The 15548-nt window shown below is 64.0% G+C and carries 15 protein-coding genes; 10 read left to right on the top strand and 5 right to left on the bottom strand.

The window, feature by feature from the left end; all coding sequences use genetic code 11:
* Positions 1-106 precede the first annotated feature (106 nt).
* The 3 genes from PspR32_RS10840 to PspR32_RS10830 all read left to right on the top strand — a co-directional run bounded on the left by PspR32_RS10840 (position 107) and on the right by PspR32_RS10830 (position 3554).
* A complete protein-coding gene (locus tag PspR32_RS10840) occupies positions 107-1225 on the top strand; it encodes a DmpA family aminopeptidase (RefSeq protein WP_010221770.1) in 1119 nt (372 codons plus the stop codon).
* 86 nt (positions 1226-1311) lie between these two features.
* Positions 1312-2685 carry a nucleotide 5'-monophosphate nucleosidase PpnN gene (ppnN, locus tag PspR32_RS10835; protein WP_010221769.1) on the top strand — a complete coding sequence of 458 codons (1374 nt, stop codon included), beginning with the start codon at positions 1312-1314 and terminating at the stop codon, positions 2683-2685.
* 182 nt (positions 2686-2867) lie between these two features.
* Positions 2868-3554, top strand: coding sequence for a TIGR04211 family SH3 domain-containing protein (locus PspR32_RS10830; protein WP_010221768.1), 687 nt, complete (start codon positions 2868-2870; stop codon positions 3552-3554).
* Between the two features lie 18 nt (positions 3555-3572).
* Here the strand turns inward: PspR32_RS10830 and PspR32_RS10825 are convergent, their stop codons facing one another.
* The gene (locus PspR32_RS10825; protein WP_159388454.1) at positions 3573-4496 is read right to left on the bottom strand and encodes a DMT family transporter; all 924 of its coding nucleotides are present in this window, start codon (positions 4494-4496) and stop codon (positions 3573-3575) included.
* 96 nt (positions 4497-4592) lie between these two features.
* Here PspR32_RS10825 and PspR32_RS10820 point away from each other — a divergent pair, with 96 nt between their 5' ends.
* Together PspR32_RS10820 and PspR32_RS26505 are read left to right on the top strand one after the other, a co-directional pair.
* Positions 4593-5150, top strand: a complete 558-nt coding sequence (locus tag PspR32_RS10820) for a helix-turn-helix domain-containing protein (RefSeq protein WP_010221765.1) — start codon at positions 4593-4595, stop codon at positions 5148-5150.
* A gap of 13 nt (positions 5151-5163) precedes the next feature.
* Positions 5164-5685 (top strand): methylated-DNA--[protein]-cysteine S-methyltransferase, encoded by a 522-nt coding sequence (locus PspR32_RS26505; RefSeq protein WP_010221764.1) that lies wholly within the window; start codon positions 5164-5166, stop codon positions 5683-5685.
* A gap of 94 nt (positions 5686-5779) precedes the next feature.
* On the opposite strand, the gene PspR32_RS10810 is transcribed toward PspR32_RS26505, so the two are convergent.
* The 3 genes from PspR32_RS10810 to PspR32_RS10800 all read right to left on the bottom strand — a co-directional run bounded on the left by PspR32_RS10810 (position 5780) and on the right by PspR32_RS10800 (position 9774).
* Entirely contained in the window at positions 5780-8179 is a 2400-nt protein-coding gene (locus tag PspR32_RS10810; protein WP_159388453.1) for a TonB-dependent siderophore receptor, read from the bottom strand.
* A gap of 99 nt (positions 8180-8278) precedes the next feature.
* Positions 8279-9241, bottom strand: a complete 963-nt coding sequence (locus PspR32_RS10805) for a FecR domain-containing protein (RefSeq protein ID WP_036996036.1) — start codon at positions 9239-9241, stop codon at positions 8279-8281.
* On the bottom strand, positions 9241-9774 hold the full coding sequence (locus PspR32_RS10800) for a sigma-70 family RNA polymerase sigma factor (RefSeq protein WP_159388452.1): 534 nt from the start codon (positions 9772-9774) through the stop codon (positions 9241-9243). The genes PspR32_RS10805 and PspR32_RS10800 overlap by 1 nt, the downstream gene beginning before the upstream one ends.
* 259 nt (positions 9775-10033) lie before the next feature.
* Between PspR32_RS10800 and PspR32_RS10795 the strand changes: the two genes are divergently transcribed.
* The 4 genes from PspR32_RS10795 to PspR32_RS10780 all read left to right on the top strand — a co-directional run bounded on the left by PspR32_RS10795 (position 10034) and on the right by PspR32_RS10780 (position 13921).
* Positions 10034-10621 carry an SMI1/KNR4 family protein gene (locus PspR32_RS10795; RefSeq protein WP_036996039.1) on the top strand — a complete coding sequence of 196 codons (588 nt, stop codon included), beginning with the start codon at positions 10034-10036 and terminating at the stop codon, positions 10619-10621.
* Between the two features lie 94 nt (positions 10622-10715).
* Positions 10716-11531: a carbon-nitrogen hydrolase family protein gene (locus tag PspR32_RS10790; RefSeq protein WP_159388451.1), complete on the top strand. Its 816-nt coding sequence runs from the start codon at positions 10716-10718 to the stop codon at positions 11529-11531.
* A gap of 35 nt (positions 11532-11566) precedes the next feature.
* On the top strand, positions 11567-12670 hold the full coding sequence (locus PspR32_RS10785; RefSeq protein ID WP_036996041.1) for a polyamine ABC transporter substrate-binding protein: 1104 nt from the start codon (positions 11567-11569) through the stop codon (positions 12668-12670).
* A gap of 42 nt (positions 12671-12712) precedes the next feature.
* Entirely contained in the window at positions 12713-13921 is a 1209-nt protein-coding gene (locus tag PspR32_RS10780) for a GNAT family N-acetyltransferase (protein WP_159388450.1), read from the top strand.
* A gap of 3 nt (positions 13922-13924) precedes the next feature.
* Here the strand turns inward: PspR32_RS10780 and PspR32_RS10775 are convergent, their stop codons facing one another.
* A complete protein-coding gene (locus PspR32_RS10775) occupies positions 13925-14506 on the bottom strand; it encodes a DUF4174 domain-containing protein (protein WP_159388449.1) in 582 nt (193 codons plus the stop codon).
* A gap of 223 nt (positions 14507-14729) precedes the next feature.
* Between PspR32_RS10775 and PspR32_RS10770 the strand changes: the two genes are divergently transcribed.
* Positions 14730-15233, top strand: coding sequence for an anthrone oxygenase family protein (locus tag PspR32_RS10770; RefSeq protein ID WP_159388448.1), 504 nt, complete (start codon positions 14730-14732; stop codon positions 15231-15233).
* Positions 15234-15548: the final 315 nt, after the last annotated feature.

The raw sequence follows: 15548 nt of genomic DNA, 5'->3' as shown, positions 1-15548 counted from the left end.
CTCTGCACACCGGCACGCAGTATTGCCGTTGCTCGAGCACTTGTCATGCTGTGCGAGCAACGGCCATTGCGGGCCCTTCAAACCTTTCAACAGGAGCTGTGAATCAATGCGTGTACGTGATCTGGGCATTCGAATCGGCGTGGGCAACCCTGGCGCATTCAACGCCATCACCGATGTACCGGGCGTGCGTGTCGGCCATCACACCGTGCAGCGCGGCAGCGGCGACAACGCGGTCAACACCGGGGTCACGGTGATCGAGCCACGGGCCCGGGCCGCCAGCCTGCAGCCGTGCTTTGCCGGCGTGCACGTGCTCAATGGCAATGGTGATGCCACTGGCCTTGAGTGGATTCGCGAGGCTGGCCTGCTGACCACCCCGATTGCCTACACCAACACCCACAGCGTCGGCGTGGTCCGCGATGCGCTGGTGGCGGCCGAGCGCGAGATGGGCAAGGCCCGTACCTACTGGTGCATGCCCACGGTGCTGGAAACCTACGACGGCGTGCTCAACGACATCTGGGGTCAGCATGTGACTGCCGAGCATGTCCACGCAGCGCTTGGCGCGGCGCAGTCGGGGCCGGTGGCCGAAGGTTGCGTCGGTGGCGGCACCGGGATGATCTGCCACGAATTCAAGGGCGGTATCGGTACCTCTTCGCGGGTACTGGACAGCGCGGCCGGCGGCTGGACCGTCGGCGTGCTGGTGCAGGCCAACTACGGTGTGCGCGGCGCCTTGCGGGTAGCCGGCTACCCGGTCGGCCAGGTGCTGGGGGAGGTGCATTCACCCTTTAGCGCACCGCGCACTGTCGGCGAACCGGGCATGGGCTCTATCGTCATCACCCTGGCCACCGACGCGCCGCTGCTGCCGCACCAGTGCACGCGCCTGGCGCAACGGGCCAGTGTCGGCCTGGCGCGGGTCGGCGGCGGCACCGAAGACTCCAGCGGCGACATCTTCATCGCCTTCTCCACCGGCAACAGCCTGCCGGCGGCCAACTTCGGCCACCCGGGGGCGCCGACCAGCACGGTGCAGATGGTCAACAACGACCATATCTCGGCGTTGTTCAGCGCGGCGGCCGATGCTGTGGAGGAAGCCATCGTCAATGCCCTGCTGGCGGCCACCGACCTTGAGGCCCATGGCAGCAAGGTGCTGGCCCTCAAGCCCGAGCAATTGCTCAAGGCCCTGCACGCCGTGGGTTGGCGGGCCGCGCCAGATACTGCTGACAAGGCCTGACAGCGAAAGGCACTCGTTGCTGCGACAATTTGTCGGTATGGTGGTGTTCTGAAGATGGACGTTTACCCGCTCACAGGAAACCCAGAATGCCCCAACGCGAAGTCATCAATGCATCTGTCAGCCCAAAAGGCAGCCTGGAAACACTGTCTCAACGAGAAGTACAGCAACTGAGTGAAGCCGGTTCCGGCAGCCTGTACACCCTGTTCCGCCAGTGCGCGCTGGCAATCCTCAACACCGGCGCGCATGTCGACAACGCCAAGACCATCCTCGAGGCCTACAAGGACTTCGAGGTACGCATTCACCAGCAGGACCGCGGCGTGCGCCTGGAGCTGCTGAACGCGCCGGCTGATGCCTTCGTCGATGGTGAAATGATCGCCAGCACCCGCGAAATGCTCTTCAGCGCCCTGCGCGATATCGTCTACACCGAAAGCGAACTGGCCAGCCAGCGCATCGATCTGGAAAGCTCCCAGGGCATCACCGACTACGTTTTCCACCTGTTGCGCAACGCCCGTACCCTGCGCCCGGGCGTGGAGCCGAAAATGGTCGTGTGCTGGGGCGGTCACTCGATCAGCACCGAGGAATACCAGTACACCAAGAAGGTCGGCCACGAGCTGGGCCTGCGCAAGCTGGACGTCTGCACCGGCTGCGGCCCGGGCGTGATGAAAGGCCCGATGAAGGGCGCGACCATCGCCCACGCCAAGCAGCGCATGAGCGGCAGCCGCTACCTGGGCCTGACCGAGCCAGGCATCATCGCCGCCGAAGCGCCCAACCCGATCGTCAACGAGCTGGTGATCCTGCCGGATATCGAAAAACGCCTGGAAGCCTTCGTGCGTGTCGGCCACGGCATCATCATCTTCCCCGGTGGCGCCGGTACTGCCGAAGAGTTCCTCTACCTGCTCGGCATCCTCATGCACCCGGACAACCGTGGCCTGCCGTTCCCGGTGATCCTCACCGGGCCGAAAAGCGCGGCGCCGTACCTGCAGCAGCTACATGCCTTCGTACGTGCCACCCTCGGCGAATCGGCGCAGGCGCATTACCAGATCATCATCGACGACCCGGCCGAAGTGGCCCGGCAGATGGTCGACGGGCTCAAGGAGGTCAAGCAGTTCCGCCGCGAGCGCAATGACGCCTTCCACTTCAACTGGCTGCTGAAGATCGAAGAGGGCTTCCAGCGTCCCTTCGACCCGACCCACGAAAACATGACCGGGCTCGCGCTCAGCCGCGAACTGCCGCCGCACGAACTGGCCGCCAACCTGCGCCGGGCGTTTTCCGGGATTGTCGCCGGCAACGTCAAGGACAAGGGCATCCGCCTCATCGAAGAAAAAGGCCCGTACGAAATCAAGGGTGACAGCGCTGTGCTCGAACCTCTTGGCCACCTGCTGCAAGCATTCGTCGACCAGCACCGGATGAAGCTGCCGGGCGGTGCCGAATACGTGCCCTGCTACCGCGTCGTGAGCTGATTCAAGCCCCTCCCCCGTTTGCGGGCACAGCCTGTGCCCGCAACATTTGCTGCTATTTTCCTACCCCGCTCAGTGAACCTGCCTGCAGAAATATGGTCTTTCAGCTGGCGGCCTGCGCGCACGCCGCCTCTTCACCGGCCCAGTCATCGGGCTTTTATTGTTTATTTCACGCGAAGACCATCATGCCTATCTCTCGTCCTGTTGCTGCGGCGCCCACGCTGTTTTCCTCCTCCAACCCGGGCGCGCGCCGCCTGCTGACGGCCAGCCTGATAGGCGCCCTATTGGTCCTCGCCACCCCGCTACAGGCCGAAGAAGCTGCCAGCAGCAACGAGCGCTGGGTCAGCGACAGCCTGGCCACCTACGTGCGCAGCGGCCCCACCGATGGCCACCGCATCGTCGGCAACCTCAAGTCCGGGCAGAAGGTCACCCTGCTGGCCACCCAGGGCAACTACAGCCAGGTGCGCGGCGAGTCCGGCGACACCGTGTGGATCACCAGCAGCGACCTGCAGACCGTGCCCGGCCAGGCCGAGCGCCTGCCGCAACTGACCGGGCAGGTGACCCAGCTCAGCGAGCAGTTGAAAACCATCGACGACAGCTGGAAGACCCGGGTGCAAGGCATGCAGGAGACGCTTGATTCGCGCAAGGCGCTGATCGACGAGCTGGAAGCGCGCAACAAGGCGCTGAATGCCGAGCTCGGCGATACCCAGTCGGAACTGCGCAGCACCCAGGCGCGCCTGGGTGACGAGAACAAGCAGGTGCTGATGCGCTATATGGTCTACGGCGGCGGCATCGCCGGTGCCGGCCTGCTGGCCGGCTTGATCCTGCCGGCCTTGAGCCGTGGGCGTAAGCGTAATGATCGGTGGTTCTGAGGGATAGTCCTGGGACGCTCAGCGCCCCCTGTGGGAGCGGGCCTTGCCAGCGATCGGCCGCGCAGCGGTCGTGATCCGCAGCGTCCAGCCAAACGTCATCCCCGCCGCTGCCAGCAGAATCAACCCTGAACCCGCCAGTTGCAGCGCGCCCAACGGGTGCCCCAGGGCCAGCCAGTCGACCAGGATCGCCACCACCGGGTAGATGAACGACAAGGCGCCGACCAGGCTGGTGGGGATCTTCTGGATAGCGCTGTACAACAGGGTCGACATCAGCCCGGTGTGGACGATGCCAATGGTGGCCAGCCAGGCCCAGGTAGCGGGCGCACGCGTCATCCCCGGCACCTGCGCAAAGGGCGCCAGCAGCCCTACACCGACCAGCATCTGGATCAGCACGATCAATTGCGGCGCCACACCGTGCAATCGCTTGGTGATCACGGCGGCAACCGCATAGAAAAACGCCGCGCCCAGCGCCATTAACACGCCCAGACGGTAGTCACCGGCGACCGCATCAGCGCTCGATCCGGCCATGACGATCAGCAGCATCCCCGCGAACGCCGCCAGCAACCAGCCGGCTTTGTTAGCGGTCATCTTCTCGGCGAACAACAGCATCCCCAAGCCCACCAGCATAAACGGCTGGGTGTGGTAGACCACGGTGCTCACAGCGATCGAGGCATGCCCATAGGCGCTGAACAGCAACACCCAGTTCAGCACCAGCGCCACCCCGCCGACTGCCGCCGCCAACGCCTGGCGCCAGCTAATCCTCCCTCGCCGCAGCAAACCCAGCCCGGCACAGGCCAGCAGTAATGCCAACGCACCGAACAGGCAGCGCCAGAACACCACGGCGGCCGCAGGCTGGTCTGCGGCCAGGACGAACCAGCCAACCGTGCCGGAGATCAGCATGGCGGCGGTCATCTCCAGGGTGCCGCGTGTTTTCAGGTGCATGGTGGGCTGACTCCTGTCATATCGAACAAAGGTCCGTTATGCTGAACAGATGAAAACCGTTCGTCAAGACGAACAATTGACCGGTATAGCGAACACATGATCGAAGCACACTCCCCCATCCTCCTGCTGGCCAGCGCCATCCGCCGCGAGCGTGAGCGCCTGGGCCTGTCAGTGACCGAACTGGGCAAGCGCGCAGGCCTGGCCAAGTCCACCCTGTCGCAGCTGGAGTCCGGGGTCGGCAACCCCAGCCTGGAAACCCTCTGGGCCCTGGCCGGCGCGCTGCAGGTGCCGGTCAGCCGGCTGATGGGCCAGCCGCGCCAGCATGTGCAGGTGATTCGCGCCAATGAAGGCGCCGCCAGCCACGCCGAGCAGGCCAATTACGCCGCCACCTTGCTCGCTGCCTGCCCGGCGGGGGCTCAGCGCGATATTTACCGGGTGCGGGTGCAGCCCGGTGAGCCACGGCTGTCAAAACCGCATCCACCGGGTACCCTTGAGCATGTGATCCTGTGCCACGGCCGCGCCCGAGTGGGCCCGGTCGAGCAGGCGGTGACGCTGGCGGCCGGCGACTACATGAGCTATTCGGCCGATACCCCGCATCTGTTCGACGCGCTGGACGCCGACACCCTGGCCGTGATGCTGATCGAACACGCCTGAACGAGGACTGCCCATGAGCGAATTGCTGCTGCGCCGCCTGCACTTGCCGGCGCCGATGGGCCAGGTGCTGATCGTCAGTGACGGCCAGCAACTGTTGGCACTGGAATTCGATGCGCCCGAAAAACGCCTGCTGCGGCTGCTGCGCACCCGCTTCGGCACAGGCGTGCAGTTGCGTGAAACCGCGGGGCTGGCGGCGCTCGCCGATGCCGTGCAGGCCTACTGCACGGGCCAATTGCAGGCGTTTGATGCAGTGCCCATTGACGCTGGCGGCACCCCGTTCCAGCAGCGCGTCTGGGCGGCGTTACGAGCCATCCCGGTGGGCAGCACCCGCACCTACGGGCAGATCGCCGCACAGCTCGGCAACCCCGCAGCCGCGCGGGCGGTGGGCCTGGCCAATGCGCTGAATCCGGTGAGCCTGGCCATCCCCTGCCATCGGCTGGTCGGCAGCAACGGCGCGCTGACCGGCTATGGTGGCGGTATTGAACGCAAGCGCTGGTTGCTGGAGCACGAACGTCGTAACTCAGACGACGGCTGATGTTGGCTGAACCGGCCTCATCGCTGGCAAGCCAGCTCCCACAGGTACGGCGTACACAGATTTGCTGCGGGAGTGGCAGGCACCCTACTAACAGTCAAAAATCCCAGCGTGTGGTCAACATCAAGTTGCGCGGGTCACCATAAGACATCGAATTATAGAAACCGATATTGGTGTAATAACGTTTATCGAACAGGTTATTGGCATTGACTGTTGCCGACAGGCTGTCGGTGATCTGGTAGCGGGCCATCAGGTCCACCAGCCAGAACGGGTCCTGGGCGAACTCCTGGTCGATGTCCTTGGGCTGATTGTGCAGCACCTGCCAGCCCTTGCCCTGCCAACGCGCACCACCGCCGACGGTCAGCCGCTCCAGTGCGCCCTTGAGCTTGTAGCTGGTGTAGAAGCTGACCTGGTCTTGCGGCTCCCAGGTCGAAACCTTCTGGCCATCGTCATCGCGAATCACTTTATGGGTGTAACCCGCCTGCAATTGCCAGCCCGGCGCCAGCTCACCCGAGACTTCGGCCTCGAAGCCCTTGGTCTTGGCTTTCACGCCCATCCAGGCGAAGGCCACGTCGGGGTTGGTCGGGCTGCCGTTGTACGGGTTGTCCTCGACCGTACGATTGCTCTCATGGATCTCGAAATAGGCAAGGCTGGCGTTGACCCGGCCGTCAAGGAATTCCCCCTTCAGACCCAGTTCGTAGTTCTGCCCTTCGTCCGGGTCCAGCAGGCGGTTGGTACGGTCACGGAACCAGGCGTCCTGGGGCATGAAGATATCGGTGTAGCTGGCGTACAGCGAGTAGGTGTCGTTGAGGTCATAGACCGCGCCAAGGTACGGCACTAGGCGGTCGTTTTCCTTGTTGTTGTCCTCGATCCCGTCGTAGCTGTAGTTGACCAGGCGCCCGCCGAGCAGCAGGGTCAGGTCGTCGGTCGGGTGCAGGCGGGCTGTGAGGTAGGTGCCGTTCTGGCGCACCTTGTCGTCGGTGCGCGCCGCCACCGGGCCCCAGTCGGGTTCGGCAATGTCGCCGTCCCAGTTGGGGAAGTCCGCGATGTTGTTGTTGCCATGGGTGACATTGCGGTAGTCGTTGCCCTTCCAGCGCGAGGCGGTGAAGGAGTTGCCGATCACCAGCTCATGCTCGCGGCCGAACAACTGGAACGGCCCGCTCAGGTACAGGTCGAGGGAGTTGCTGACGGTTTCGCCGGTGTACTTCTGTGCATAGATACCGGCGGTGCCGTCCTTGCGCGGCTGGTAGCCCTGGATCGAGCCAAGCGGCGCGTGGTAGCCGTTGATCTTGTGATCGAGCTGGGCCTTGGCCACCCAACCGCTGTCCAGATGATGTTCGAGGCTGGCGAACACCGTGCGGGTGTACTGCTCCCAGCTGCTCCATTTCGCCGCGTTGTTGAAATGGTGCGAGACATTGTTGGTGTCACCATTGCCATCGAACAGCGGCACGGTGCCCGACCAGCTGGAGCCTTTGGGGTTATTGTCCTGGTAGTCGGCGCCGACGGTCAGCAAGGTGTCGGGGTCGAGGTCGAATTCGAGAATGCCGTAATAGACGCTGGTCTTACGCTGGTAGTGATCAAGGAACGAATGCTTGTCCTGATAGGCCGCCACCGCCCGGCCACGCACATTGGCGCTGTCGGTCAACGGGCCGCTGACGTCCAGCTCGCTGCGGTAGTTGTCCCAACTGCCGGCACCGAGGGTGAAGTGGCCCTTGAACTCGGCGGTGGGCTTTTTGCGCACCAGGTTGATGGTCGCGCCGAGCGAGCCTGCACCGGTCAGCAATCCGGTAGCGCCCTTGAGCACTTCGACGCGGTCGTAGATGGCCATGTCGCTGAGGCTGTTGCCGGCCGAGTAACCGACGTTGCGCGAGGTCGAGGGAATGCCGTCGTACTGGAAGTTGTTGATGGCAAAGCCGCGTGCGTAGTAGCTGTTGCGCTCGGTGTCATAGGCCGAGACGGTGATGCCCGGCGTATGGCGCATCACGTCGTCGATGTTGTTCAGGCCAAAATCATCCATGTGCTGGCGAGTCACCACGGTGATCGATTGCGGCGTTTCACGGGGCGTCAGTACCAAACGCGTGGCCGTGGCGATGGTGCCGGGGGTGTAGGAATGGCTCTCCTCGGTAATGGTACCCAACTGGTTGCTGGTAACCTCTGTGGCGCTGAGGTTGATCGCGCCCGCCTCGCTCACTTCCCGTACCAGGCTGTAGCGCCCGTCCGCTTCCTTGATCACCGCCAGGCCCTTGCTGGCGAGCAAGGCACGCAGGCCCTCCTCGACCCCGTACTGGCCATGCAGGCCTTCGCTGCGCTGGCCCTGGGTCAGCGCCGGGTCAAACGACAGCACCACTCCAGCCTCGGCGGCAAAGCGGGTCAGCACCTGACCCAGATCATCCTGCGCCAGGTCGTAGGTACGCGTGGCCGCTTCGACCTGGGCCATGCTCAAAGGCAACAACAACGCGCAACAGCGCAGGGCGTGGTGAATCCGGCGGGTTCTCATTCGATGCGTTCTCTTCTGGTTGGCATTCAGGCAGTGGGCCTGCCCCCATAAGTCGAACGACAAGACGAATTAATATCATTTGCATGAAAAATACTTTAGCTAACGGGCCTGCACCGTCACCCAGTACGGCGTGCGCAGGCTGACCCGCACCGGCAGCGTGCTTTCCAGGGCGCGGAAAATCTGCGCCTGGTCGTCGAGCCTGAAGGTGCCGCTGATGCGCAGCCCCACCACCTCCGGCGCACAGCGCAACCAGCCGCGGCGGTAGCGCGCCAGCTCGGCGACAAACGCCCCAAGGTACTGCTCGTTGGCGATCAGCAGGCCTTTGCTCCAGGCGTCCAGGTTGGTTTCCAGTGGCGAACTGAGCACCAGCGCCGGGTTGGCGAAACGGCATTGCTCACCGGCCTCCAGCAGCGCTCCGCCACCCTGCTCGCCCGGCAGCACCCGCACGCGGCTTTCGAACACGGCCAGGCGCGTGGTGTTTTCGCCGGCCAGCACCGAGAAGCGCGTGCCCAGCGCCTGCAGCGTGCCGTGGCGGGTTCGTACCAGGAAGGGTCGATTGGCCGGGTCCTTGGCGGTAGTGATCAGCACCTCGCCGTCGCGCAGCACCAGCAAACGCTGCTGAGGGTCGAAACGTACATCCAGGGCGCTGGCGGTGTTGAGCTGGACCTGGCTGCCATCGTCCAGGGTCAGGCTCAGGCGTTCACCGGTGCGGGTGTGGTAGTCGGCGAACCAGGGGCCTTGGCGCCCCTGCTGGTAACCGGCCCAGCCCAGCCCGCCGGCACCGGCGACCAGGACCAGCCCCTTGAGTACACCGCGCCGGCCCATCGCCGGCTGCTGGCCGGCCAGCTCCAGCGTGCGTCCGGCCAGGCGCGTGGGCATTTGCTGCAGGCGTTGCTGCACCCGTTCGACCTGCTGCCAGGCCCAGCGGTGCTGCTCGTCGGCCTGCATCCAGGCGTGCCAGGCGGCTTGCTCGGCATTGCCGGCGCTTTCGTCACCGAGGCGCGCACGCCAGGCGGCGGCCTGCTCGAGGGCGGCGAGTTGGCGCGAGTCCAGGGCGGCCATCAGTCGGTCTCGTGCTGCAGGCTGTACAGCGTGCAATGGTGCAGGGCCTTGGCGATGTCGCGGTTGACCGTGACCACCGAGATGCCGAGGGTTTGGGCGATGGCCTTGTAGGTCATGCCATCGAGTTGCGACAGCAGAAAGGCCTTGCGCACCCGGGCGCCGAGGCCTGCGAGCATGGCGTCCAGCTCGCAGAGGGTTTCCAGCAAGATGGCCCGGCCTTCGGCAGAGATATCCAGGGCTTCGGGCTGCTCGGCCAGCGCTTGCAGCCAGGCGCGTTCCAGCCGCGCGCGGCGAAAGTGGTCGATCATCAGCCGCCGGGCGATGGTCGCCAAGTAGCCACGAGGTTCACGCACGGCGCGCAGGCGGTCACTGGCATCGTCGGCGCTGAGCACGCGGACGAACACGTCCTGCATCAGGTCGGCGGCCAGGTCCTGGCATTCCACCCGCGGCCGCAGCCAGCCGGTCAGCCAGCGGTGATGAGCCTGGTAGAGGTGGCTGACCTGCTGGCGCAGGGCGGGGTTGGAATCGGTCATGGCGACTCGAAGAGCAAATGAGAATTTCTATCATTCTATGCGAATGATAGAAGGCGTTGGAAGAGCGCCGCACTCAAGCTGGCCCACCGGCCTCATCGCTGGCAAGCCAGCTCCCACAGGTTTTGCACAAACCCTGAGAGCGGCGCGGACCCTGTGGGAGCGGGCCTTGCCCGCGATCGAGCGCGCAGCGCTCGCAATCCCGGTGAATTTACGTCAGCCTGGCTATCATCTGTGCTCTTTCAGGAAGGAACCGCCCCTCATGTCCCTCGTCACCACCTACCTCACCGGCCTGCGTCAGGCGCTGCCAAGCGAGTCACTTGAGCAGTTGAACCTTGCCCACGGCGCTTCGGCCGAAGGCCTGCAGACGCTCACTGAGCGTTACCCGCTGTGCCCCGCCAGCCTGCTGGAACTGCTCGGCCATATCGACGGGACCCATTTCCGAGACTACCCAGGCGGCACGGTCATCGTCCTGATCCTCGGCTCGGACGTATTAGAGTACCCCTACTTCCTCAGCGCCGCCGCACAGATCCTCGAAGACGCCAGGGGTTACACCGACAGCATTCGCGGCATCTACGGCGATTACCTGGACGAATACCCGGAAACCGTCGGCCCGGGCATCGACATCGACCTGGGCATGAACCAGCGCCTGTGCTTCTCCCACTGCATGAACAATGGCGGTACTTCCAAGCTGTACATCGACTTCAACCCCGCCGCCGGCGGCACCGTCGGCCAGGTGCTGCGCTACCTGCACGACCCTGACAGCTATGAAGTGATTGCCGACAGCTTCGATCAGTACCTGCAGCAGTTGATCGACGACGACTTCGCCTTTGTTGAACGGGAGATCTGAGCGCCATTACCCATTCAGGGTTACTCCATCAACGTGATTACCGCCCACGCCGTCGCGCCGCATACTCGGTTCCAGCCCTACGCAAGGAACCACGATGAAGATCGAACTGATACAACTCGCCGGCCGCGACGGCGATACCGCCTACAACCTGCAACGTACCCTTGAGGCCATCGCCGGTTGCGCGGCCGACAGCGACTTGCTGGTGTTCCCGGAAACCCAGCTGATGGGCTTTGCCAGCGCCGCGCAATTGCCCGAGGTCGCTGAAGCCGTGGATGGCCCCAGCGTCCGGGCCGTGCTGCAGGCAGTGCGTGAACGCGATGTCGCGGTGGTGATCGGTCTGGCCGAAAAGGCCGACGGCCGCTACTACAACACCTCGCTGCTGCTGACCCCCGAGGGCATTGCCCTGCGCTACCGCAAGACCCACCTGTGGCCCTCGGAGCGCGGCCTGTTCATGCCCGGCGATCGCTACGCCACAACCACCTGGAAAGGCCTGCGCATCGGCCTGCTGATCTGCTACGACATCGAGCTGCCGGAAAGCAGCCGCGCCCTGGCGCAACTGGGCGTCGACCTGATCGTGGTCAGCAACGGCAACATGGACCCCTACGGCCCGGTGCACCGTACCGCGATCATGGCCCGCGCCCAGGAAAACCAGGCCTTTGCGCTGATGGTCAACCGCGTCGGCGCAGGCGATGACGGCCTGGTGTTCGCCGGCGCCAGCGCGGTGGTCGACCCGCACGGACGCCTGCTGTTCGAAGCCGGGCGCGAGGCCTGCCGGCAGGTCATCGAGCTGGACCTGCAACAACTCGAACACGCCCGCCGCGCCTACGACTACCTGGCCGACCGGCGCCTGCAACTGCCCGGCCAACGCATCGAACACCCTGACGGGCGCCGCGAACTGCTGATCCCCTGAGCGCTATCCCTTACAACAAGAGCCCGGAGAGCCCCATGAAGTCGACCCGCCCTATCCCCCTGGTACTCGCCGCGCTGCTCAACGTCGCCGTCGCCCAGGCCGCCGAAAGCAGCGCACCCAGCGTGCACATCTACAACTGGTACGACTACATCGCCCCCAACACCACCAAGGAATTTCAGCAGGCCTCGGGCATCGCCCCGGTGTATGACGTGTTCGACAACAGCGATGTGATGCAGAGCAAGCTGATGGCCGGGCGCAGTGGCTATGACGTGGTATTTGCCAGCGGCGACCTGCTGCCCAACCTGATCAAGGCCGGGGTGCTGGCCGAGCTCGACCGCAGCCAGTTGCCCAACTTGCCGCACCTGGACCCACAGATCCTCGCCAAACTGCAGAACAACGACCCCGGCAACCGCTTCGCTGCTCCGTATTTATGGGGCACCACGGGCCTGGGGTATGACGTCGACAAGGTCAAGGCGCGCCTGGGCGATGCCGCACCGCTCAACTCCTGGGACCTGATCTTCAAGGAAGAAAACATCGCCAAGCTGGCCGACTGCGGCGTGGCCATGCTCGATGCGCCCAACGAGATCATCCCCATCGCCCTGCATTACCTGGGCTTGCCCTACAACAGCAAGAACCCCGAGGACTACCGCAAGGCCGAAGCGCTGCTGCTCAAGGTGCGCCCGCATATCGCCTACTTCGACTCCTCGCGCTTTATCTCGGACTTGGCCAACGGCAATGTCTGCGTGGTGCTGGGCTGGTCCGGTGGGGTGTTTGACGCAAGACTTGCCGCCGACAACGCCAAGAATGGCCGCGACATCCGCTACAGCATTCCCCGCGAAGGTGCGCCGTTCTGGCTCGAAAGCATGGTGCTGCTCAAAGACGCGCCCAACCCGCAGCAAGGCCTGGCCTTTATCAACTACATGTTGCGCCCCGAGGTGATCGCCGCCTCGACCAACTACCTCGGCTACCCCAACGCCAACAAGGACGCCGCACCACTGGTAGAAGCGAAGATCCGCGACAACCCGTCGGTGTACCCGCCCCAGGCGGTGCTCGATACCCTGTTCGCCCTGGAGCCGCTGCCACTCAAATACGAGCGCATCCGCACCCGGGTGTGGAGCAAGGTCAAGACCGGGAGTTAGTGTTAGCGTAGTGAACCGCACGCTCGCCCAAGGACTCGCTGCATGATCCGCCTGGCCTCCACTGAAGACCTGCCCGCCATCGATGCCCTGATCGAGGCGGCCTACAGCCCCTACATCGCCCGCATCGGCGCCAAGCCCGGCCCGATGCTGGAAGACTACGCGCAGTTGGTCACCCGCCGGCAGCTTCAGGTGCTGGAAGACCAGGGACAGGTAGTGGGTCTGCTGGTGTTGATCGTCGAAGCGCAGACAATGCTCCTCGACAATATCGCGGTGCATCCCGAAGCCCAGGGCCGCGGTCATGGCCGCCAGCTGATCGAGCATGCCGAAGCCCGCGCCCGCCAGCTGGGATTGCCGCGGATTCGCCTGTACACCAACCAGGCGATGGCGGAGAACCTGGGGCTGTATCAAGCGCTTGGGTATCGCGAAACCCATCGCGCCGTCGATCAGGGTTTCCAGCGGGTGTTCATGGAGAAGTACATCGGTGGGGTGGATGCCAACGGCGCTATCCTCACGCTTGCGCCGATAGCGCTACAACCCGCCTACCGGCCTGTGCTCGACGATCTCTGCCGCACCCTCGAAAACCGATGCCATACGCTGCTCGGTGGCATTTACCTCTACGGCAGCGTTGCCCGTGGCGATGCCCGCGAAGGTGAATCGGACCTGGACGTGCCCCTGATACTCAACCATTGCCCCAACGCCAATGACCTGCAGCAGCTTGAACGGGTCAGAGGTGAGCTGCAGAACCGGCACCCACTGGTGAGCAAGATCGATTTCGACATCGGCACCCGTGACCAGGTACTGGCCGAAGAACACCGCAACAGTTGGGGTTACTGGCTAAAGCATCACTGCCGCTGTATCTGGGGCGAAGACCTCGCCCAGTGCTTCGCGCCATTCAAGCCTTCACCAGCCATCGCGCGGGCAGTCAATGCCGACCTGCAGGCTGCATTTAAGCGATATGCCGAGGGTATCGCCGATGCGGGCGACGCAGACACGCTGCGCTGGCTGCAACGGGAAGTCTCACGCAAGGCATTGCGGGCCGGCAACATGCTGCGAAGTGACAAGGACCCTTCGTGGCCGCTGACCCTGGAGGATCATGCTGACCAGTTACGTATTGCTTGTCCGCAACTGGCCGCTGAGGTCGAATTCTTTTTGCGTCACGCCTATCAACCCGAAGCCAGCGCCGAACAGTTCCTCGAACAGCTCGGCGCATTCAACACAGCATTCTTTGTACGTCTGAACGCTTCTGGTTGAACCTCAATCCTCCAGCGGCTTCGGCGGTTTGGGTGGTGGTGCCGGCTTGGCCGGCTTGGCGGGTTTGCCGTCCTTGCCGGGCTTGACCTCTTTGCCCTTGGTGGCGTCCTCCTTCAAATCGGCAACGGTCGGCGGCACGATGGCTTTTTCCGCTGCCGGCAACTGGTCGACCGCATCGTAAATCGCCTTGGGCTCGAGGATGCCGGTGTGTTCGATCCGGTGCAGCTCGCCGTCCTTGCCCACCAGTACTACCTGGGTGACCATCGTATCCCGGGCGCTGAACTTGAACTTGCGGATCAGGGCCATGGTCGCCTGTTGATCCAGAAACTTGTCATCACGCTTGCCGATCATGCCGGCGACGCTGTACAGCACCAGCTTGCGCTCCTCGAAGGCAGCCTTGGTGGCCGGGTCTTCAAGGGCTTTGTTCAACGCGCGAAGGGTCGGGTCAGCGGTACTGGGGGCAAGCACAACCAAGGCGCGGGCCTTGTACAGATCCTGGCCCAAGGGGTCATCGCTATCGGCAGCGAGGGCGGGACCGGCAACGATGGCCAGCAAGGTGGCGAAGGTCAGTGACCGGACAAGCATGCGCATCTCCTTTCAAATTCCATGCATCAAAGACTACAAATCGCGACGAAAGATCCGGGTTGCGAGCCTAAACTACAGGGCCAGATGAGTGGGCAAGGCAAAGGTAACTTCCGATTACCAAGTGCGACCTTGGATGCACACCGAAAGGTCTGTCATCCGATTCTGAGGATAGCTGAAGGCCGCCTGCCATGCCCGACGACCACCCTGGAAAAAGGCCTGAACCATGAGCATTGCCGACACCCTGCTATTGCTGCTGATCCTTGTTACCGCCCTGGGCTGCGGGTTGATGGGCGGATTGTTCTTCGCCTTCTCCAACTTCGTCATGCAGGCCCTGGAGCGCATTCCGGCACAGAGTGCGGTGACGGCCATGCAATCGATCAACCAGGTGGTGCTCAACCGCCTGTTCCTCTCGCTGTTTCTCGGTACCGCCGTGACCTGCGCGATTCTGCTGACCTGGGCCTGGTTGCGCTGGCCATTGCCGGGCAGCCTGTGCATCGGCATTGGCAGCGGCCTGTATCTGCTCGGTAACGTGCTGGTGACCATGCTCTTCAACGTGCCGCGAAACCAGAGCCTGGCGCGCCTGGACCCGGCCAGTAGCGAGGCGGCCAGTGCCTGGCCGACCTATGCGCGGATATGGAACCGCTGGAACCATGTGCGCACCATTACCGCCCTGGCGGCCACGGCCTGGTTGATGGTGGCGTTGCTGCGGGTGGTGTGGACTCAATAGCGGCTGCTCAGCTCCCACAGTAGATCTGTGCACGCCGGACCTGTGGGAGCTGGCTTTGCCTGCGATCGAGCGCGCAGCGGTCGCAATCCAGCCAACCCCTGATGTGCTGGCTGCACCGGCCTCATCGCCGGCAAGGCCGGCTCCCACAATAGACCTGCATGTACCGGACCCGTGGGAGCTGACTTTGCCTGCGATCGAGCGCGCAGCGGTCGCAACCCAGTCAACCCCTGATGTGCTGGCTGCACCGGCCTCATCGCCGGCAAGCCAGCTCCCACAGTAGATCTGTGCACGCCGGACCTGTGGGAGCTGGCTTTG

The organism is Pseudomonas sp. R32 (genome assembly GCF_009866705.1).
Taxonomy (GTDB): domain Bacteria; phylum Pseudomonadota; class Gammaproteobacteria; order Pseudomonadales; family Pseudomonadaceae; genus Aquipseudomonas; species Aquipseudomonas donghuensis.
Note: the sequence above shows the minus strand (reverse complement) of the source record. Positions and strands in the feature narration are given on the sequence as shown.